A 19,748-nucleotide genomic window follows, 5' to 3' on the forward strand; every position below is an offset into this window, starting at 1 on the left:
GACCTTCGTGCGCGAAAAACTCGGGTTCGCGGCGGACGATTTCGTCGACGCGGCGCAGCTTGCGGAGGGCGGCGTGCCCGCGGCTTTTGCCGGCCGCGTCGCATACCATGCTGAGGAACTCGTACGCGCGCTCGACGCTGACCGGGCGCTCGAGCGGCTGATCGGCTTCGACGCAGTGATTCTGCCCTTGGTCGGCTCGGGGGTCGTCCCCATGAGTGCGGAAGACGCCCAATGGCGCGAGCGCGCGGGGCGCCTGGGATGCGCGCTCGCTGCGCGCGCCGACGTCGTCGTGCGCATGACGTGCGGGATTCCCCAGGTCATCAAAGGAAACCTTGCCGATGCACCTCGAGGGACGCAGGGCGCGGGTGCGCTTTTGGAAGTCGTCTTCGTGCGCCATGGTGCCACGGCGGGCACGGAAGACCATCGCTACAGCGGGGCGGGCACCGACGAGCCCCTGTCGAGTGCGGGCGAGCGCGCTTTGCGCGACCTCGCGTGCGATCGTGACGTGTTCCGTGTTATCACGAGCGGCATGGCCCGCACCGACCAGACGGCGCGCATCCTCTTCCCGAACGCGGAGCTTATGGCGTGCCCCGGTCTGCGCGAGATGGATTTCGGCGACTTCGAGGGGCGAAGCGCCGCCGAGCTTAAAGAGGATGCGCGCTATCGCGCCTGGGTAGACTCCTGGTGCGAGACGCGCTGCCCGCATGGCGAGGGCAAGAGCGATTTCACCCGCCGCGTCATCGCGGCGTTTCGGGAGGCGTGCGAATCGGAGCGCGCCCAGGGGAGTGGGCGCGCCGTCTTCGTCGTTCACGCGGGTACCGTGAAAGCGCTGCTCTCCGAGCTAGCTGTCCCGAAAATGGGATACTTCGACGTGCATACCGAGCCGGGCGGCGCATGGGCCGCCACTTGGGATGGGCGCTGCCTTCGCGACGTTCGCCCCGCTTGGGGGGGCGATGCCCGGTGATGACGATTCTTGCCGTCGCCGCCGGGTTCGCGGCCGACCTTGCCTTCGGCGACCCGCGCTGGCTTCCCCATCCCGTCGTCGCCATGGGGCGCGCGATCACGTGGGCCGAAGGCCGCCTGCGGGGCGCATTCCCGCAAACGTCCGCGGGCACGCGCGCCGCAGGGCTTGTGCTCGCCGTGGCGCTTCCGCTTGCGTGTGGGCTTTTGACCTGGGGAATCCTGCATCTTTGCGGCATGGTTCACTCCGGCTTGCGCTTCGTGGCCGAGACATGGGCGAGCTATCAGATTCTCGCGGCATGCGAGCTGCGCCGCCAGAGCCTGGCCGTTGCCCGCGCGTTCTCGAAGGGCGGACTTGTCGCGGCGCGCGAAGCCGTCGGGCTCATCGTGGGACGTGACACGTCTGTTCTCGACGAGCAGGGCGTCGCGCGCGCCGCCGTGGAAACGGTGGCGGAGAACGCGAGCGACGGTGTCATCGCGCCGCTTTTCTACCTTATGATCGGGGGTGCGCCTTTGGGCATGGCGTACAAGGCGGTGAACACGCTCGACAGCATGGTGGGCTACACAAACGAGCGCTACATCGACTTCGGCTGCGCCTCGGCGCGCCTCGACGATGCGGTGAACTGGATTCCCTCGCGGTTATCGGCCCTGTTCATGATCGCCGTGTGCCCGATCGTCGGGCTCGACGCGCGCGGGGCGGCGCGCATCTGGCGCCGCGACAGGCGTCGCCATGCGAGCCCGAACGCGGCGCAGACCGAGTCGGCGTGCGCGGGTGCGCTCGGACTGCGCCTGGCAGGACCCGCGGTGTATTTCGGCAAGCTCGTTGAGAAACCGACGATAGGCGACGCGTCCCGCGAAATCGAGTGGGGCGACATCGCCCGGGCGACAAGGCTCATGCTCGCCGCGTCCGTATGCGCGCTCGTCGTCTTCGGCGCCGCGCGCGCGGCGGTCGTGCTCGCCGTGGGGGCGATGGCATGAGGAAAGACCACGCCGCGCCCCGGGCTGCCGGGGGAATCCTGCGCGCCCGCACGCATGGGGGCAGCGCGCAATCGCTCGGCATCGCTTGCGAAGGGGGTGCCTCCGACCTCATTGACTTCTCGGTGAACGTGAATCCGGCAGGCCCCTCGCCGCGCGCCGTCGCCGCAGCTTGCAAGGCGCTTTCTCGAATCGACGCCTACCCCGATAGGGAAAGCCTCGCCCTCGTTCGCGCGCTAGCGCGCGACCAGGGCATTCCCGAAGATACTATCGTCTGCGGCGCGGGCGCGTCCGACATCATCTGGCGGCTCGCCGCGGCGGTGCGCTCGAAACGCCTCGTCGTGTGCGCGCCGACGTTCTCTGAATATGCGGAGGCGGCATCGTACTACGGCGCATGCGTGCAGGAGTTCCCGCTCTCCGAAGCGGACGACTTCGACGTGCCTGCCTCCTTCGCCCGCGCGATCGAGGGGCCGAGAGACGTGGCGTACCTCTGCAATCCGAACAACCCGACGGGGCGCCTCGTCGACCCCCGTGTGATCGATGCTGCGGCCTGCCGCTGCGAGCAGGTGGGCGCGCTGCTCGTCGTGGACGAGTGCTTTCTCGGATTTGCGCCCGACGCCCGCGAAAGGAGCGTGGCCGCACGCGCCGCGTGTTCGCGCCATGTGGCCGTGCTCTCCGCGTTCACCAAGCTCTACGGAATGGCGGGGTTGCGGTTGGGATATCTGATCAGCGGAAACGCCCAACTCATCGAGGGGATTCGCCGGGCGGGGCAGGCGTGGCCCGTCTCCTCGGTCGCCGAGGCCGCGGGCATCGCCGCCCTGGAGGACGTTGAATACGTCTCGCGCACGCGCGATGTATTGGCGGGCGAGCGAGCGTGGCTTTCCCATGAGCTCTCCTCGCTCGGGCTTTCCGTCGTGCCGTCGGATGCGAACTTCCTTTTAGTCCGCACGCCGGCGAAAGACATCCCCGAGCGCCTGTATAAACAGGGGGTTTTGGTCCGCACGTGCGACTCGTTTTCGGTACTGTCCCGTTTCTGGTGCCGCGTCGCGGTGCGCACGCGCAAGGAGAATGCCCGGCTTGCGATGGCGTTCAGCCGTGCGCTTCGGGCGGAAGGCGCATCGGGCGAAGGCGAACCCGACGAACGGGGCGGCGCTTCTTGCAGCGGCGCTATGGCGGGCGCGGATGGCCGAGGCTCGGCGAAGGAGGTCGATACCCGTGGGTAGGGCGAAGCCCATCATGATCCAGGGCACCATGTCGAACGCGGGGAAGAGCCTGCTTGCGGCTGGGCTGTGCCGCGTACTTTCGCAGGACGGCCTGCGCGTGACTCCCTTCAAGAGCCAGAACATGGCACTCAACAGCGGTGTCACGGCCGACGGGCTCGAGATGGGGCGCGCCCAGATCATGCAGGCCGAGGCGTGCGGCATCGCGCCCGACGTGCGCATGAACCCCATCCTGCTCAAGCCCGAAAGCGGCCACCGAAGCCAGCTCATCGTGGCCGGCAAGGCGCAGGGAGCCTTCGCTGCGAGGGACTACTTCGCGCGAAAGAAGGCGCTCATGCCGCAGATTTTGGAGGCGTTCGATTCGCTCGCGGAGGAAAACGACGTCATCGTCATCGAGGGCGCCGGCAGCCCCGCCGAAATCAACCTTGCCGAAAACGACATCGTCAACATGGGGCTCGCGCGCGCCGTGTCCTCCCCCGTGCTGCTCGCGGGCGACATCGACCCGGGCGGGGTGTTTGCCCAGCTCTACGGCACGGTCGCGCTCCTTGCGCCCGAGGACCGCGCGCTTTTGCGGGGGCTTGTGGTGAACAAGTTCCGCGGCGATGTGGAAATCCTGCGCCCGGGTTTGGCCCCGCTCGAGAAGATGTGCGGGGTTCCCGTCGTGGGGGTCGTGCCGTATCTTACGCTCGACCTGGACGACGAGGACTCGCTCGCGCCGCGCCTATCTGCCCGCGAGGCGCGCGGCGTCATCGACGTCGCCGTCGTGCGTCTTCCGCATCTGTCGAACTTCACCGACTTCGACCCGCTTTCGCGCGTGCCCGGCGTGGGCGTGCGCTACGTTTCCTCGACGACCGATCTGGGCCGACCCGACCTGGTGGTGCTTCCCGGCTCGAAGACTACGCTCGACGACGCGCGCTGGCTTGCGGCTAGCGGCATCGGGGCCTGTGTACGCGCGCTTTCGGGCACGGGCACGCCGGTGCTCGGCATATGCGGAGGCTACCAGCTTTTGGGAGACGAGCTTTCCGACCCGCACGGCAGGGAAGGCGCTGGCACCGCGCGCGGGCTCGGGCTCATCCCTGCAAGTACGGTGTTCAAGGAGGAAAAGCGCCTCGCCCAGTCTGAGCTGCGCATCACGGGCGCCCAAGGCGCGTTCTCGGCGTGGAACGGCATGACGGCGCGCGGGTACGAGATTCACGACGGCGAAACGACCGTCTCCTGCGCTCCTGCGGGCACGATTGGCGGCAAACCAGAAGGCGCGGCCTGCGTAAACGTGTTCGGAACCTATCTCCACGGCCTGTTCGACGAACCGGGGGTGGCGCTCGCCCTCGCGCGCTCGCTCGCGCGCATGCGCGGCCTGCCCGAGAACGTCGTGGGTGCTGCGGGCGCGGCGTCCGCGGCCGATCACCGTGCGCGCGAGTTCGACCGCCTGGCCGACGTCGTGCGCGGGGCGCTCGACATGGAGTATGTCTACCGCATTATCGAGGAGGGCGTATGATCCACGTGTATCATGGCGACGGCAAAGGCAAGACCACGGCGGCGATGGGCCTCGCCCTTCGCATGCTCGCTGCAGGCCGCCGCGTCGTCGTCGTGCAGTTCCTGAAAGACGGCGAAAGCGGGGAGGTGCGCCTGCTCGCCGAGCATTTCGGCGTGCCCGTGTTCGCGGGGAAGGCGTCGGACAAGTTTACCTGGTCGATGACGTCGGAAGAACTTGCCGCGACGTGCGAGCTGCACGATGGGAACCTCGCTTCCGCGCTCGCCGAGCTCGAGGGCGCGCAAGAGGGGCTGCTCGTGCTCGACGAGGCGCTCGACGCGCTTTCGAAGGGGCTTGTCGACGAGGCGCTCGTGGACCGCGCGCTCGATATGTCCGCGCGCGGCGTCGAAGTAGCGCTCACCGGGCGCGCGCCTTCCCGCAAGATCGTGGAGAAGGCCGACTACATAACCGAGATGCGGTGCGAGAAGCATCCCTACGAGCAGGGGATATGTGCAAGGGAAGGAGTGGAGTACTAGATGGATTCCAAGGAGATGGCGCCCGGCGACATCGAGCGGCGCAGCTTCGAGATCATCACCGAAGAGCTCGGCGGCCGCACGTTCCCGCCGCTCGAAGAGCCCGTCGTGAAGCGCGTCATCCACACCACTGCCGACTTCTCGTACGCCGATTCCCTCGTGTTCACCCATGACGCCGCGCACTGTGCGCTCGACGCACTGCGCGCAGGGGCCGCGGTGCTCACCGACACGAACATGGCGCTCGCAGGCATAAGCAAGCCCGCGCTCGCGAAGCTCGGCTGCAAGGCCGTGTGCTACATGGCCGACCCTGATGTCGCCGCGGCTGCGCGCGCCGCGGGCACGACTCGCGCCGTTGCGAGCATGGACAAAGCTAGCGGCATCGAGGGTCCGCTCATCGTGGCCGTCGGCAACGCTCCCACAGCACTTCTGCGCCTCGCCGAGCTCATGGACGCGGGGAAGATCGCGCCCGCGCTCGTCGTTGGGGTGCCGGTCGGGTTTGTGAACGTGGTCGAGGCGAAAGAGGAGTTACTCGCGCGACGCGTACCGGCCATCGTCGCGAGGGGTCGCAAGGGCGGCTCGAACGTGGCGGCCGCCATTATGAACGCGCTGCTCTACCAGATCACGCGCCCAGGCGGCCCGAAGTGACGGCGCCCGCATCCGCGCCGGCGCTGCGCATCTTCGCCGGCACCACCGAGGGCCGCCTTCTGTGCGAATGGGCGAGCGGGGCGGGCATCCCCGCCCGTACCTATGCGGCAACCGAGTACGGAGGCGAGCTTTTGGGCGAGCTTCCAGGCATCGAGGTGCATGCGGGCAGGCTCGACGAGGCTGACATGGAGCGCGAGCTTTCCGGCGCGCGCATCGTTGTCGACGCCACGCACCCCTTCGCTACGCTCGCAAGCGGCAACATCCGGGCCGCTTCGCTCGCCGTGGGTGCACGATGCCTGCGCCTTGCGCGCCCGGTCGAGGCGCTGCCCAAAGGCGTCGTGTCGGTCGCGTCGATCGCCTGCGCGGCGCGCTTTCTCTCCGAGAACCCGGGTCGCGCTCTTCTCACGACGGGGAGCAAGGAGCTTGCTCCCTACACGCGCGTCGCCGATTTCGCGGAGCGCTTCTTCGTGCGCGTGCTCCCGCTGCCCAGTGCTATAACGAAGTGCATCGACGCGGGGTTTTCGCCGTCGCACGTCATCGGCATGCAGGGGCCCTTCACCCGCGAGCTCAACGAGGCGATGCTTCGGCAGGTGGGCGCCCAGTGGCTTGTGACCAAGGACTCGGGAACCGTAGGCGGCACGGCCGAGAAGCTCGCCTCCGCGCGCGACGTGGGAGCGCGCTGCATCGTGGTCACCCGTCCCGCCGAGGGAGGCGGGGCCCTTTCGCTTCGGGAAGTGGAAGACGCGCTCTTACGGGAGTTCGCGCGCTAGGCGCTTGCCGCACCTGCGCGCCCTCCCGCCCGCGTGGGGGTGTTCCTGTAGTTCTGTCAAGAAGGATTCGCCCTTTCGATAGGCGTTTTTGGCAATGCTGACGCAGGCCCTGCCGGGCCCAGGCCGACTTCGGCGAGGCCGATCTCTACGTTTCCGGCGTCCGCACCCCCAAACGGCCCCTAATTCGCCGCAACTTGTTGGTGGTGGCTTACTGGTAGCGTAGGCACTCCACCGGGTTGAGCTTTGCCGCGCGGCGAGCGGGGTAGAAGCCAAAGATCACGCCGATGCCGACGGAGACGCCGAAGGCCAGCAGCACCGTGGCGATTGAAAAGCTCGGTGTGATCTCCCCACTGGCACCGAGCTCGTTGAGAACCCCTGATCCTGCGGCAAACATCGCGAGGCCCCAGGCCAGCAGATAGCCAATCAGGACACCCAGCAGGCCACCGGTGACGCACAGCGCCGAGGACTCGGCCAAAAACTGCGCGGTGATATCGCGGCGACTGGCGCCCAAGGCACGGCGAATACCGATCTCGCGGATGCGCTCAGTCACGTTGGTAAGCATCATATTCATAATGCCGATTCCGCCGACAAGCAGTGAGATACTGGCGACAGCGCCCATGATGAGCGAGAAGGCGCCCATAAACGAGTTGAGTGCATCGATGGCGCTTTTCATGGAGGTCGCCGATACGCTGTCGTACTCATCATCCTCCGAGATGCCCTTCATCGCGCGCACCTTAGACTCGATGGTCTTGCAGAGCTCGTCCATGTCTGTGCCCTCGGCGGCAAGTGCCGTCACGCTGGGGAATGAAGGATTCTCGTCGCCAAACAGGCCGGAGATGGTTTCGCGTGGCATATATAGCGTGAGCGAGCCCATGGAGTCGCTGCCGCCATCAATCACGCCTACAATCTGCACCTCGCCGTTGGACACCTTGATGGTTTTCCCCAGTGCGTCCTGTTCGTTGCCGTAAAGCTGATCGGCGCCGCCGCGGCTGATGAGCGCCACGCGCGAGGCTGATTGAGACTCTGCCTGTGAATAGACACGTCCCGCAACGAGCTTGCTGGCGCCCACGGCATCGAGCATGTCGCTATCGACGCCGTGTGCCATGACGGTATAGCTTTTATCCTCGACCTTGTACTCGGAATAGGCGCTATCGACGATGCCGATCTGCTCAATCTGCGGCACCAGTTTGCGAAGCTTTTCCACATCCGAATCGGTGAGTTCTTGGGACGAATAGATCTCTACCATGCGGGCTGCATTGAGGCCCAGGCTGTTGACCAGGCTGTTTTGGATGCCGCCGATGAGCGAAGTCATGGCGATGACCGAGGCGATGCCAATGACGATGCCAAGGATGGTGAGCAGGCTGCGTCCCTTGTTGGCCTCGAGCGAGTGAAGGGCTTCTTGGACAAGATCGCGGGTGCTCATTCCTTCGCTCCCTTCGGCTGATTGGTGGATGTCGAAATCGTGGGCAGGGCGTTCACGGCCCCGCGTAACGTATTCGGTGTATGCGCGACATATGCGCCGTCATGGATTCGCCCGTCACGGATGGTTACGGCTCGATCGGCCTCGGCGGCGATGCCGGGGTCATGCGTGATGAGTACGATGGTCTTGCCGCGTTTCTGGAGCTTGTGGAAGGTTTCCATGACGAGCGCCCCGGTTGTCGAGTCTAGATTTCCCGTTGGCTCGTCGGCCAAAATGATGGGCGGGTCGTTGACGAGGGCGCGCGCGATGGCGACGCGCTGCATCTGTCCGCCCGAGAGTTCCGATATGCGGTGGTCCCAATGGTCGACCGGCAGTGTGACGGCTTGCAGCGCGTGCACGGCGCGCATCTCGCGCTGGCTACGCGGCACATTGGTGTAGGACAGCGGCAGCATGACGTTTTCGATCACCGTCAGACGCGGCAGCAAGTTAAAACTCTGAAAGACAAAGCCGATGCTCAGCGCGCGCACCTCGGTGAGCTCATCATCGTCGAGCTCGGCGACGTTGAGCCCTTGCAGGAAATAATCACCCGCCGTCGGCTTGTCCAAGCAGCCCAGGATGTTCATGAGCGTCGACTTGCCCGAGCCCGAGGGGCCGGTGATTGCGACGAACTCACCGGGGTTCACCGCCAGGCTCACGTTGTGCAGGATGTGGGCGCAACCGGCCTCGCTCTCAAAGATGCGGTGCACGTTGCGGATGTCGATGACGGGACGCATTACTTGCCCTCGTCGGCAGACATATTGTCGCCGCCGTCTGCCGTCATGCCTGTGCCGGTATCCGTCACGATGGTGTCGCCGTCGCGTAACTTGGTAACCGGGACGTCTGGGTTGATCTCGTTGCCCTGGTCGTCGCGCTTGACCTGCGTCTTACCGACTACAGCCTCGTTGTCGTTTTGCGTCACGACGGTCACCTTCACGCGGCGCGTCTTCTTGCCTTCCGAATCGGTGGCCAGATTGACGTAATAGTGCTCGCCATCTTCGGTCATCAGCGCCATGGTCGGCACCATAACCACGTCGTCGAGCTTCTCGGTCACTACCGAGACCTCGGCAGTCATACCCGGCTTAAGGCGACTGTCGGGTGCTTCGATGAGGATGTCGACGTTAAAGGTTACGCTGCCGCCGCCGGAGTTGGAGTCGGAGTTTGCCACCGAGGCGATGGCCGTGACCGTTCCCTGGCTCACGATATCGGGAAACGCTGGATAGGTCACGTTGGCGCTCTGGCCCACGGCGATCTTGGCGATATCCTTTTCGCCCACCTGCACGGTCACCTTCATCTTGGACAGGTCGGCAATCTGCATGCACTGCTTGCCGCCGCTTGTATCGCTTTCGCCCATGATCATGCCGCCTGTTACCGTGGCGCCCACCTTGGCGTTGAGCTCCACGATGCTACCCGAGCTCGGGGCCGTGACCGTACGGCTGGCGGCCTTGGCGTTCGCCTGGTCGAGGTTTGCCTGGGCCGATGCGAGGCTGCGCTGCGCGGCCGATACGGCGTTCGTGTCCGCTGATGCGGCGGAGACGCCAGCCGCTGCGGAAGCTCCATCGACGTCCGTCGTTGGGGTGGCCTGCGCGACAGCGGCGGCTTTCTGCGCGTTGGTGAGGTCTTCCTGGGCGGCTGCAACTGCACGCTGCGCCTCGGCAACGTTGCGATCGAGCTCGTCGTTTTTAATGGTCATAAGCACGTCGCCCTCGTTGACGGATTGGCCTGCCTGCACGTTGATCGAATCGACCGTACCGTCGACAGAAGGGGAGACCACTGAGGACGAAATGGGTTTGAGCTGGCCTTTCGCCTCGACCGTTGTGGTAAACGTGCCCTCGGTCACCATGTCGGTCACAGGCCCGCTAGCGCCCTGCGGCTGCGCATTGATAACCAGGGTTGCGACAATGGCAATGAGCGCGATGGCACCTACGACGCCGGCGGCAATACCGCGTCGAATCAGCTTTTTGCGTCGACGTTCGGCACGTTTTGCCTTGAGCTTGGCATACGCCTCTTCATCGGAAATTTCGGCCGTATCGTTCGTGCGTTCGCTCTGCTTGTCGGCATGTACGTTTTTAATCAGAGGAATCGTTTCGGTGGCACCTTCGGGCGTGTACTCGGCATCATCCGGGCCTGGGGTGATGGTGGGGACATTCGGCATAGCGTCTCCTTTATAGAAAGTTCCTCAATAAGTATATGCGCTCGTCGCGTAAGGCGGGCGCATATGGCGGATTCTTTCGGAACTGTTAGATTGGTCGCAGCGGCTCCACGTTGTAGGAATGCGCGCGTTGCACTACGAGTGGACAACCACGCACAGGCCGACTTTGATGCAGTCGTGAAGTGCCTTGGCGTCGGCCAGGCGCAGGTTGATGCAACCGTGGCTGCCGCACCACTTGTACGACTCGGCGTTATCGAAGCTCTTGTCGTTTTGCCAGGTGGCATCGTGGAAGCCGATCATGTTGCCCTCAAACGGCATCCAGTAGCTAACCGGGCTTTCGTATTTGGGCTTGCCGGTCTCGGGGTCCTTGGCACCGATGAGTTTGCTGGCGCCGTCGTTGCTGTTGATCTGCCAGACGCCCTCGGGCGTGGCGTCCTCGCCCGGCTTTCCCGAGATAAAGTTGGCCTCCCACACGATATTGCCGCTCTCGTCGTAGTAGCGCGCGTGCTGCTCGGACAGATCGACATCGATGTATGCCTTCCAGTCGGGCTCTCCCTTTGCGGTAAAGGTGTCGGCCTTCTGGGAGTACTTGATCTCGATTTCGCCGGTCTGCTTGTTGTTAATGGCGTCTTCGACCTGCTTGGCGAGCGAGCTGCTGTCGATGGACCAACCAAAGTCGCCGCCTTCGACGGCGCACTGCTTGCCATCGGCGCGCGTCCACCAGCGAGTGGAGCCCACGGTATTAAAGCCGTTGGCAAGCTCGGCTGCCCAGCTGCTGATCTGCGACGTATCGAGCGTGGGGTTGGCCGGATCGGCAAAGCTGATCCACTGCAACACGGAGCTGCCATCAACCTTGCCGGCATCCTCGCCGTTGAGCTTGAGGGTCACGTTGACGCCCAAGAAGTTGTTGGCGGCATCGCATGCGGCCTGAATCTGATCATCGGTCAGCGTTCCATTGAGTGGCTCATAGGCATCGTTGCCGAGCTTGGAAAGATCTACGGTCTCGGCCAGCGAGGCAAGCTCGAGCTCGGCATACTTAATGACATGCTCGCGGTTGAGTTTTTCGTTGGAGCGCGCCTTCTCGACGGTAAACTTGCCGGCCTGCTCGTCATAGGAGCTATTGGCCTCGAACGTGCCCGAACGCCCCTCGTTAAACTCGTCGATGGCGGCGCCCAGATCCTTCTCAAACTTCTTTTGGTCAAAAGTGTCGGAGAGCATGGACAGGTCGACGTCTTGATCAAGATCGACTTCGTTGGAGGTAGCGGTTGTTTTGGTCTTTCCGCTTAAGGATTCCACAAGGCGGACCGGCCATACAAAGGCTTCGTTGTGGCTGATGATCTCTTTTGCGGCAGCTTCGCCGTCGACGATGGGCTCATCGGACTCGGGCTGATACGTCCAGCTAAAGTCATCGCCTGTCACGGTGAGCTTATAGTGCTTCCATGCCGAGTTGACCTTGGTGGCGGCAGACGAAGCGTTGGAGAACGAGACGTCGACGCCGGCGATGGTGGTGTTGGGGTAGGCTAGCTGGGAAAACGCTACGACGCCTACGATATAGACAATGACGATAAGACCCAGGACGACAAAGAGCGTCGTCTTTTTGCCCGACTTATTGTTCTCGGCGGGTTTGCGCGCGGGGCCGCGATCGCCCTGAGCGTGCGTGGGGGGCTGCTTGGGCGCATTGCCGTTTGCCTGGCGCTGCTGACGTTGCTGGTTCGGGCGTTGGGAAGCGTTTGCCGCACCACGCTGCTGACCGTGACTCGGCGCGATAGGACGCGGCGACTGAACGCCACCGGTGTGCCTGCTCGGCTGCTGCGGATCGGGAATCAGTTGAGTTCGATCGTTTTGCGACATCGTATGCATATCCTTCGAATTTCGCCTTGCGGCTCATCGTGCTTTTACTGGGCTTGCATTATAGCGATTGCCCTGCTGTTTGTGGTACGGAAACGGTGGCATTCAAAAGAGGTGGGACATTTGTCCCACCTTTGAGTCGTCCTTTGTTGCTATCCGCACACACCGCATTTTGCGCAGGCCGAAAGTGCGGCCGGAGCCTGCGCGATGCCGCCCTTTGCCGTCTCGCGCAGCGTGGCCGGCAACGCGTGGCCCACTGAGAGCATGACATGTGCCATCTGGTCAAACGGCACCAGGCTCTTAATGCCGGCGAGGGCGAGTTGTGCCGAGCTAAAGGCCGCTGCCACGCCGATGGCATTGCGGTTTTGGCAGGGCACCTCCACGAGGCCACCGACGGGGTCACAAACGAGGCCCAGCAGGTTACTCAGCGCGATGGAACTGGCGTCGAGCGCCTGCTCGGGCGTGCCTCCGAGCATCTGCACCAGCGCGGCGGCAGCCATGGCGGCGGCGCTTCCCACCTCGGCCTGGCAGCCGCCCTCGGCGCCGGCGACGCAGGCGCTCGTGGTGAGGTTGAGGCCGATGGCGGCTGCGCAGTAGAGCGCGTCCATCACCTGCTCGTCGTCGAGCTGCAGGTGGTCGGCGAGTGCCAGCACACAGCCGGGGACGACGCCCGCGGATCCTGCCGTCGGAGCTGCGACGATTACGCCCATCGTGGCCGAGCGCTCGAGCACGGCCATGGCGCGGGCCACGGCGTCAGTCTGGACGGCGCCCATTAAATTGGAGCTCAGGTCGTTGCGGCCGGTGGCATCGACAAGCTTGGCCTCGCCGCCGATAAGCCCGCCGAGCGAGCGCTGCGGATTGACGATAGGGGCCGTGGTCTCCTCGCACATGACGTCGAGCACGCGGCGCATGGCAGCGACGGCGTGGGCCTCGCCGGTCAGACGCGCCTCGCGCAGGGCCATGACGGCGCCGATGCTGAGTCCCCGTTCCTCGCACGCATCGAGCAGCTGCTCGCCGTCGTCGAAGATTTCCTTTGCTGAGACGCCGGGGGAGAGCGATGAGGCAGAACCGGGGAGCTCGATAAAGGTCGCGTAATCGACATTGTCGAGCTTGCGCAGCATAGGGACGACGGTGTCGTCGGGTGCGCCGTCGGTCTCAAAGACGGAGTAGGCCTGGCCGCCCACCTCGGTGCGGTAGGTGCGGCAGAAGGCGATGTTCACGTGTACGTAGGCGAGCAGGTTCGTGAGCGCGGCGAGCACGCCGGGAACATCCTGGTGCGCCACGAAGAGCGTGGAGTACATGCCCGAGATGTCGACGCCGACGCCGTTAATGCGGCTGATGCGCATCTTGCCGCCGCCCAGGCTTTCACCGCGGACCTGTGCCGTGGCGCCCGTGTCGTCGACCATGTCGATGTCGACGGTGTTGGGGTGGATGGAGGCGTCGTCGCCCTTAATTTCAAAGTGATATTCGAGGCCCTGCTCGCGTGCGAGGTTGAAGGCCTGCTTGATGTTTTCATCATCGGTGTCGAGGCCTAGGATGCCCGCGACGAGTGCACGATCGGTGCCGTGGCCGCGGTAGGTGTGGGCAAAGGAGTTCCACAGGCCAAAGGTGACCTTGGTGATGCGGCCTTCCAACAGGCTGGCGGCAACTTGTGCGCAGCGCAGGGCGCCGGCGGTGTGCGATGAGCTGGGGCCGACCATGACGGGCCCCAGGATCTCGAATGCCGAGGTCGTAGCTAGTGTTTGCGGCTTGCCTGCCATATGCGCTCCTGTTCTATCCCGTCGTTCCGAGGGCTTTGGTATTTGGTCGCCTGCTCTACAGTCCTGGCTCGCACGGAGGCCACATTAAGTGGCCTCCGGCTCGTGCGGAACTCGCGATCGACCAAATACCAAAGCCCTCGGAACTTAGGATACATGGTTGGAGTGGCTGGATGTCAAAATTCATCAGCTGGGGACGTGCTGTTCATTGCGCATCGAAATATTCACACCACCGTGTAAATAAAAAGAAGTACCGGTTGGGGCCGGTACTTCTTTTGGTTCTAATGCTTTGCTGTCTGGGCTCTGTGAACCTATTTATAGGCCGCAGGCTGCTTTGAGTTCATCGACTCGGTCGGTTTTCTCCCAGGTGAAGTCGGCGTCTTCGCGGCCGAAGTGACCGTAGGCTGCCGTCTTTTCGTAGATGGGGCGACGCAGGTCTAGGTCGCGGATGATTGCGCCCGGGCGCAGGTCGAAGGTCTTCTCGACGGCCTCGACGATCTTGTCCTCGGCAACATGCGCGGTACCGAAGGTGTCGACCATGATTGAGAGGGGCTTGGAAACGCCGATGGCGTAGGCAAGCTCGACTTCGCAGCGGTCGGCCAGGCCGGCGGCGACCACGTTCTTGGCGACCCAGCGCGCGGCATACGCGGCGGAGCGGTCAACCTTGGTGCAGTCCTTGCCGCTAAAGGCGCCGCCGCCGTGACGGCCGTAGCCGCCGTAGGTGTCGACGATGATCTTGCGGCCGGTGAGGCCCGTGTCGCCCATGGGGCCGCCCACGACAAAGCGACCGGTGGGGTTCACGTAGATGTCCGCGTTGTCCCACGGCATGTTCTCGGCGGCCATGACCGGGGTGATGACGTGTTCGATGAGGTCGGCCTTGATCTTGCCCATGTCCTCAATCTCGGCGGCGTGCTGCGTGGAGATGACGATGGTCGTGACCTCCACGGGCTTGCCTTCCTCGTAGCGCACCGTGACCTGGGTCTTGCCGTCGGGGCGCAGGTAGGGCAGGGTTCCGTCATGGCGCACGGCAGCCAGGCGCTCGGCCAGGCGGCTCGCCAGGTAGTGCGGCATGGGCATGAGGGTCTTGGTCTCGTTGGAGGCATAACCGAACATCATGCCCTGGTCGCCGGCGCCGATCAGGTCGATCGGGTCGGTGGTAGCGCCGGTCTGGGTCTCGAAGGACTCGTCAACGCCCTGGGCGATATCGGGCGACTGCTCGTGGATGAGGCTCATAACGCCGCAGGTGTCGCAGTCAAAACCGAACTTGGCGCGGTTGTAGCCAATGCGGCGGATGACGCCGCGGGCGATTTCCTGTACGTCGACGTAGGCCTGGGTGCGAATCTCGCCGGCGACGATGACCGTGCCGGTGGTCACGAGGGTCTCGCAGGCGCAGCGGACGTTCTCCACGTTGGCGGGCACACCGTTGGGCGCAATATAGCCCTGCTCCTGCAGCTCTATTTCTTTGGCGAGGATTGCGTCGAGGACGGCGTCACTGATCTGATCAGCGATCTTATCGGGATGACCTTCGGTCACCGACTCCGACGTAAAAACAAAGGACCCGTGTTGGGGTGGGATGGAACGAAGTTCTTCTGACATGATTGTCCTTTCAAAAACGTGTCCCAGCGACCGTTACCATTCCGCCGGGCTCTCTATGTAAGGGCACATCATAGCGCGTAAATCAAACATTCACACCCTTTCCGCACCTACTCATTGGGGACAGACTTAAATAATCAGCCTTACCTAAGCGCCGACAGGTTGCCCAAAGAATGGTCATTTTAAGTCTGTCCCCAATGAGCAGGTCGGTGCCCTTTGTGCGGAGGTTGCTTTGTTGCTTTATACTGATGCGGTTAGACATCCATCCTGCAATCGAGGAGATTTCCATGGCATCAGACGTTCGCGTCCGCTTTGCACCCTCACCGACGGGCAAGCTGCACATCGGCGGCGCCCGCACCGCTATCTATAACTGGGCTTTCGCCCGTGCTAACGGCGGCACGTTCATCCTGCGCATCGACGACACCGATCCCACCCGTTCCACCGACGAGAATACGCAGATCATCCTGCGCGCCATGCGTTGGCTGGGCCTGGATTGGGACGAGGGTCCCGAGGTGGGCGGCGACTATGGCCCCTATGCCCAGACCGAGCGCCTGGACCTGTACAAGCAGGCCGCCCAGAAACTTTGGGACGAGGGCAAGGCCTATCCCTGCTTCTGCACCAAGGAGCAGCTCGACGCCGACCGCAAGGCCGCGCAGGAGCGCAAGGACCCCTTCCAGGGCTATCAGCGTCGTTGCCGCGATCTTGATCCCGAGGAGGCCCGCCGCCGCATCGAGGCCGGCGAGTCCTACGTCCTGCGCATCAAGGTGCCCGAGGACCGCGGCGACGTCGTCATCCACGACGCCGTTCACGGCGAGGTGACCTTCGACGCCAAGGAGCTCGACGACTTTGTCATCTTCCGCTCCGATGGCACGCCCACGTACAACTTCGCGACCGTCGTCGACGACGCCATGATGAAGATCACCCATGTCATCCGCGGCGACGACCACCTGTCCAACACCCCGCGCCAGGTCATGGTCTACGAGGCCCTCGGCGCGCCCGTGCCCACGTTCGCCCACATCTCCATGATCCTGGGCGCCGACGGTAAGAAGCTCTCTAAGCGCCACGGCGCAACTTCGGTGGAGGAGTACCGCGACGCCGGTTACCTTTCCGACGCCTTCGTCAACTACCTGGCGCTGCTTGGCTGGTCGCTCGACGGCGAGACCACGATCATCCCGCGCGATGTTCTTGCTAGCAAGTTCTCGCTCGACCGCATCTCCAAGAACCCGGCGACCTTTGACCCCAAGAAGCTCGACTGGGTCAATGCCGAGTACATCAACGGCATGTCCGATGCCCAGTTTGCCGACGAGATCATGGTTCCCGAGCTGCACGAGGCGGGTCTCATCGAGGGTAACGTCGAGTACGGCGAGGATTGGATCGATGCGCTTGCCGCCATCGTCAAGCCGCGCACCAAGATGCCGGCCGAAGCCGTGACTGTCGCCGCTCCCATCTTTGCCACGGCCGAGACGCTCGAGTATGACGAGAAATCCGTTAACAAGGGCCTGGCCAAGGAGGGTATGGGTTCCATTCTGGACGCCGCCAAGGCCGCGCTCGAGGGCGTGGACAAGTGGACTGCCGAGGCCATCGACGCCGCGCTTGAGCCGCTGCCCGAGCAGATGGACCTCAAGAAGCGCGTGGTGTTCCAGGCCGTGCGCGTCGCCGTCTGCGGCAACATGGTGAGCCCCCCGCTGGGCGAGACCATGGCGCTCGTCGGCCGCGACGACTGTCTGGCGCGTATCGACCGCGCCCGCACGATGGCGCTGTAGTCGCTGCGCAAACGTTTGTATCCGAGCCCCGTTCACCCCGAGCGGGGCTCTTGTTTCTGTACCGATGAGTGGGTTGCTGGGACAAAATAATCAGTGGTGTTTGTCCCACCCCTTTCAGGTCCGTTCGTTAGAGGTGGTGTATGGCTCAACAACTGTCGCTGTTTGGTTCACCGGAACCGGAGGAGTCTCCGGCGGCACCGGCATCCGCTGCTGCCTCGGCCAAGCCCGATCCTGTACCTGAGCCCATTGCCGCCTACTCGTGCGTGGTTCTCGATATCCCCACCCGTGCGCTGTCCGAACCGTTCGCTTACGGCATTCCTGAGTCCCTTGCCAACGAGGCCCAGGTCGGATCGACGGTCCTGGTCCACTTTGGCAACCGTGCCGCCGCAGGCTACATCGTCGATATTGCGCCCGAGCTGGGCGACCTGCAAGGCAACAACGCCCTTGACCTTTCGCGCATCAAGCCTGTCGAAGCTATCCTCAGCAAACCGCTCTTTACCGCCGAGGCTGCCCGCATTGCGCGCTGGATGAGCCGCGAGTACGTCGCGACGCTTTCCGAGTGCCTGCGCCTGCTTTTGCCACCGGGCGGCAGCCCGCGTGTGGTCAAGGGCGACGACGGCGTGTGGACGGTTGAACGTCCAGCCGTCAAACCCATCCAAAACCGCTGGGTGATGCTTACGCCCGAAGGCTTTGACTACACGCCACCCAAGACCGCGGTCCGCCAGCGCCAACTCATCGAGGCGCTCCAGTGCGGACCGGTCACGACGCGCGACCTCAACCTTCTCTATAACAGCATGTCGGCGACCATCAAGGCGCTCGAAAAACGCGGCGTTGTGGTGGTGGAAGAGCGCCGCGCCTGGCGTGGCTGCGGCGAGCAGACCACGCTGTCCTCGGCAAGCGGCAAAGCGCCGGTCTCCCTTACCAGTGGCCAGCAGCAAGCACTTGCTCAGATCGAGCGTGCCCGTCTGGACGCTCATGGCGACGTGGTGCTGGTAGACGGCGTCACCGGCTCAGGCAAAACCGAGGTCTACCTCTCCGCCATCGAGCGCGTGCTCGCAGCCGGTCGCTCTGCCTGCGTGCTGGTGCCCGAGATTTCGCTGACGGCCCAGACCGTCGGCCGCTTCCGTTCGCGCTTTGGCGAGACGGTCGCCGTGTTCCATTCGCGGCTTTCGGCCGGCGAGCGCCTGGACCAGTGGGATATGGTTGCCAGCGGTGCGGCCCGCGTGGTCGTCGGCGCACGTTCGGCGCTCTTTTGCCCGCTTGGCGACCTGGGCCTCATCATCATTGACGAGGAGCACGAGACCAGCTACAAGCAGGGGTCCAGTCCGCGCTACCACGCGCGCGAGGTGGCGGCCGAGATGGCGCGGCGCTACCGCTGCCCGCTCGTGTTGGGCTCCGCCACGCCCTCGGCCGAGGCCCTCGACCACTGCCGCCGTGGAACGTATAACGGCACCACTTGGACGCGCGTCGAGATGCCCGAGCGCCCGGGACACGCCGTGCTGCCCGAGGTCCGCATTGCCGACCTGCGCCGCGAGTTTTCGCACGGTAGCCGTTCAATGTTCTCTAAACCGCTGATGGAAGGTTTGGAGCGCGTTGTAGAGCACCGCGAGAAGGCCGTGCTGCTGCATAACCGCCGTGGCTTTGCGCCGTTCCTGATGTGTCGCGAGTGCGGCTGCGTTCCCACCTGCAACCACTGCTCCACCGCGCTTACGTATCACGAGCGCACGCACACGCTGCAATGTCACACATGCGGATCCTCCTGGCGCGTGCAGCCGTATCCCGCGCCCACGAGTCGTTGCCCCAAATGTGGCAGTCGCTACCTGGCAAAAATGGGGCTGGGCACGCAGCAGATCGAGGACGCACTGCACCAGATGCTGCCCGAGGACGTCGCCATCATCCGCATGGATGCCGATTCCACGCGCGGCAAGGATGCGCACAAAAAACTGCTCGAGCAGTTCGATGCGGCCGATTGCGCCGTGTTGCTGGGCACCCAAATGATCGCAAAGGGTCTCGACTTTCCCGAGGTCACGCTCGTGGGCGTGGTCAATGCCGACTTTGCCCTCAAGCTGCCGGACTTCCGCGCAGGGGAGCGCGCCTACGATTTGCTGGAGCAGGTTGCGGGCCGCGCCGGCCGCGGCGATCGCCCCGGCGAGGTCATCATCCAGACCTACCTGCCCGATGACCCGGTCATCCGCGCCGTCGCCGAGCACGATCGCTCGATCTTTACCGACTGCGACCTGGACCAGCGCCGCGACGCACTGTATCCGCCGTTCGTGCGCCTGGTTAACATTTTGGTGTGGTCTGCAAACCGCGACGATGCGCAGGATTATATCGGGCGCATCGCAAAGCTTCTTAAGCGCCGCTGGCATGCCGCCGCGCCCGATTTTTTGCGGGCGGGGAGTGCCATGCCGCAGGTGCTGGGTCCGGCTTCGTGTGTAATCGAGAGAGCCAAGGACCGTTACCGCTTCCATCTGGTTGTGAAGTCGCCCGTGGGGTACCATGTCTCTGATGATATCGACGCCTGCCTCAAAGAGGTGGGCTCTGTGCGCGGCGTGAGCGTGAGCGTTGACGTCGACGCCTATGATTTGATGTAACAACCCGAAAG

At 64.1% G+C, this 19,748-nt stretch carries 15 protein-coding genes; 9 read left to right on the forward strand and 6 right to left on the reverse strand.

From position 1 onward, the window contains the following. Window positions 1-211 precede the first annotated feature (211 nt). From DXD56_RS00805 to cobK, 7 genes are read left to right on the forward strand one after another with little or no spacing between them, the layout of a single operon-like run. Entirely contained in the window at window positions 212-964 is a 753-nt protein-coding gene (locus tag DXD56_RS00805) for a histidine phosphatase family protein (RefSeq protein ID WP_233524895.1), read from the forward strand. After that, window positions 964-1,938: an adenosylcobinamide-phosphate synthase CbiB gene (gene cbiB, locus DXD56_RS00810; protein ID WP_117639403.1), complete on the forward strand. Its 975-nt coding sequence runs from the start codon at window positions 964-966 to the stop codon at window positions 1,936-1,938. Before DXD56_RS00805 ends, cbiB begins: the two co-directional genes overlap by 1 nt. Then, window positions 1,935-3,158, forward strand: coding sequence for a histidinol-phosphate transaminase (locus DXD56_RS00815; protein WP_158549253.1), 1,224 nt, complete (start codon window positions 1,935-1,937; stop codon window positions 3,156-3,158). Before cbiB ends, DXD56_RS00815 begins: the two co-directional genes overlap by 4 nt. After that, the gene (locus DXD56_RS00820) at window positions 3,151-4,650 is read left to right on the forward strand and encodes a cobyric acid synthase (protein WP_233524896.1); all 1,500 of its coding nucleotides are present in this window, start codon (window positions 3,151-3,153) and stop codon (window positions 4,648-4,650) included. The genes DXD56_RS00815 and DXD56_RS00820 overlap by 8 nt, the downstream gene beginning before the upstream one ends. After that, window positions 4,647-5,162 carry a cob(I)yrinic acid a,c-diamide adenosyltransferase gene (locus DXD56_RS00825; RefSeq protein WP_117639409.1) on the forward strand — a complete coding sequence of 172 codons (516 nt, stop codon included), beginning with the start codon at window positions 4,647-4,649 and terminating at the stop codon, window positions 5,160-5,162. The genes DXD56_RS00820 and DXD56_RS00825 overlap by 4 nt, the downstream gene beginning before the upstream one ends. Continuing rightward, on the forward strand, window positions 5,163-5,804 hold the full coding sequence (locus DXD56_RS00830) for a precorrin-8X methylmutase (protein ID WP_117639411.1): 642 nt from the start codon (window positions 5,163-5,165) through the stop codon (window positions 5,802-5,804). Beyond that, on the forward strand, window positions 5,801-6,574 hold the full coding sequence (gene cobK / locus DXD56_RS00835) for a precorrin-6A reductase (protein ID WP_117639413.1): 774 nt from the start codon (window positions 5,801-5,803) through the stop codon (window positions 6,572-6,574). The genes DXD56_RS00830 and cobK overlap by 4 nt, the downstream gene beginning before the upstream one ends. A gap of 208 nt (window positions 6,575-6,782) precedes the next feature. Here the strand turns inward: cobK and DXD56_RS00840 are convergent, their stop codons facing one another. From DXD56_RS00840 to metK, 6 genes are all read right to left on the reverse strand, one after another. Continuing rightward, a complete protein-coding gene (locus DXD56_RS00840) occupies window positions 6,783-7,997 on the reverse strand; it encodes an ABC transporter permease (RefSeq protein WP_117639415.1) in 1,215 nt (404 codons plus the stop codon). Next, window positions 7,994-8,767 carry an ABC transporter ATP-binding protein gene (locus tag DXD56_RS00845; RefSeq protein WP_117639417.1) on the reverse strand — a complete coding sequence of 258 codons (774 nt, stop codon included), beginning with the start codon at window positions 8,765-8,767 and terminating at the stop codon, window positions 7,994-7,996. Before DXD56_RS00845 ends, DXD56_RS00840 begins: the two co-directional genes overlap by 4 nt. Continuing rightward, entirely contained in the window at window positions 8,767-10,185 is a 1,419-nt protein-coding gene (locus tag DXD56_RS00850) for an efflux RND transporter periplasmic adaptor subunit (RefSeq protein WP_117639419.1), read from the reverse strand. The genes DXD56_RS00845 and DXD56_RS00850 overlap by 1 nt, the downstream gene beginning before the upstream one ends. Window positions 10,186-10,317: 132 nt before the next feature. Then, window positions 10,318-12,033, reverse strand: coding sequence for a L,D-transpeptidase (locus tag DXD56_RS00855; RefSeq protein WP_158549255.1), 1,716 nt, complete (start codon window positions 12,031-12,033; stop codon window positions 10,318-10,320). Between the two features lie 149 nt (window positions 12,034-12,182). Further along, window positions 12,183-13,790, reverse strand: a complete 1,608-nt coding sequence (gene sdaAA / locus DXD56_RS00860) for an L-serine ammonia-lyase, iron-sulfur-dependent, subunit alpha (protein WP_117639423.1) — start codon at window positions 13,788-13,790, stop codon at window positions 12,183-12,185. Between the two features lie 312 nt (window positions 13,791-14,102). After that, window positions 14,103-15,383, reverse strand: coding sequence for a methionine adenosyltransferase (metK, locus tag DXD56_RS00865; protein WP_117639425.1), 1,281 nt, complete (start codon window positions 15,381-15,383; stop codon window positions 14,103-14,105). Between the two features lie 284 nt (window positions 15,384-15,667). Between metK and gltX the strand changes: the two genes are divergently transcribed. After that, entirely contained in the window at window positions 15,668-17,143 is a 1,476-nt protein-coding gene (gene gltX, locus DXD56_RS00870; RefSeq protein WP_117639427.1) for a glutamate--tRNA ligase, read from the forward strand. A gap of 140 nt (window positions 17,144-17,283) precedes the next feature. Next, a complete protein-coding gene (priA, locus tag DXD56_RS00875; protein ID WP_117639429.1) occupies window positions 17,284-19,737 on the forward strand; it encodes a primosomal protein N' in 2,454 nt (817 codons plus the stop codon). Window positions 19,738-19,748 lie beyond the last annotated feature (11 nt).

Origin of the sequence: Collinsella sp. TM06-3 (assembly GCF_003436395.1) — a bacterium.
In the GTDB taxonomy this organism is placed as follows: Bacteria; Actinomycetota; Coriobacteriia; order Coriobacteriales; family Coriobacteriaceae; genus Collinsella.

What these genes read in the sequence shown, in the direction of transcription:
- DXD56_RS00805 (WP_233524895.1), top strand. Translation starts at nt 212, where the DNA reads ATGAGTGCGGAAGACGCCCAATGGCGCGAGCGCGCGGGGCGCCTGGGA.
- cbiB (WP_117639403.1), top strand. Translation starts at nt 964, where the DNA reads ATGACGATTCTTGCCGTCGCCGCCGGGTTCGCGGCCGACCTTGCCTTC.
- DXD56_RS00815 (WP_158549253.1), top strand. Translation starts at nt 1,935, where the DNA reads ATGAGGAAAGACCACGCCGCGCCCCGGGCTGCCGGGGGAATCCTGCGC.
- DXD56_RS00825 (WP_117639409.1), top strand. Translation starts at nt 4,647, where the DNA reads ATGATCCACGTGTATCATGGCGACGGCAAAGGCAAGACCACGGCGGCG.
- DXD56_RS00830 (WP_117639411.1), top strand. Translation starts at nt 5,163, where the DNA reads ATGGATTCCAAGGAGATGGCGCCCGGCGACATCGAGCGGCGCAGCTTC.
- DXD56_RS00840 (WP_117639415.1), bottom strand. Translation starts at nt 7,997, where the DNA reads ATGAGCACCCGCGATCTTGTCCAAGAAGCCCTTCACTCGCTCGAGGCC.
- DXD56_RS00845 (WP_117639417.1), bottom strand. Translation starts at nt 8,767, where the DNA reads ATGCGTCCCGTCATCGACATCCGCAACGTGCACCGCATCTTTGAGAGC.
- DXD56_RS00850 (WP_117639419.1), bottom strand. Translation starts at nt 10,185, where the DNA reads ATGCCGAATGTCCCCACCATCACCCCAGGCCCGGATGATGCCGAGTAC.
- DXD56_RS00855 (WP_158549255.1), bottom strand. Translation starts at nt 12,033, where the DNA reads ATGTCGCAAAACGATCGAACTCAACTGATTCCCGATCCGCAGCAGCCG.
- sdaAA (WP_117639423.1), bottom strand. Translation starts at nt 13,790, where the DNA reads ATGGCAGGCAAGCCGCAAACACTAGCTACGACCTCGGCATTCGAGATC.
- metK (WP_117639425.1), bottom strand. Translation starts at nt 15,383, where the DNA reads ATGTCAGAAGAACTTCGTTCCATCCCACCCCAACACGGGTCCTTTGTT.
- gltX (WP_117639427.1), top strand. Translation starts at nt 15,668, where the DNA reads ATGGCATCAGACGTTCGCGTCCGCTTTGCACCCTCACCGACGGGCAAG.
- priA (WP_117639429.1), top strand. Translation starts at nt 17,284, where the DNA reads ATGGCTCAACAACTGTCGCTGTTTGGTTCACCGGAACCGGAGGAGTCT.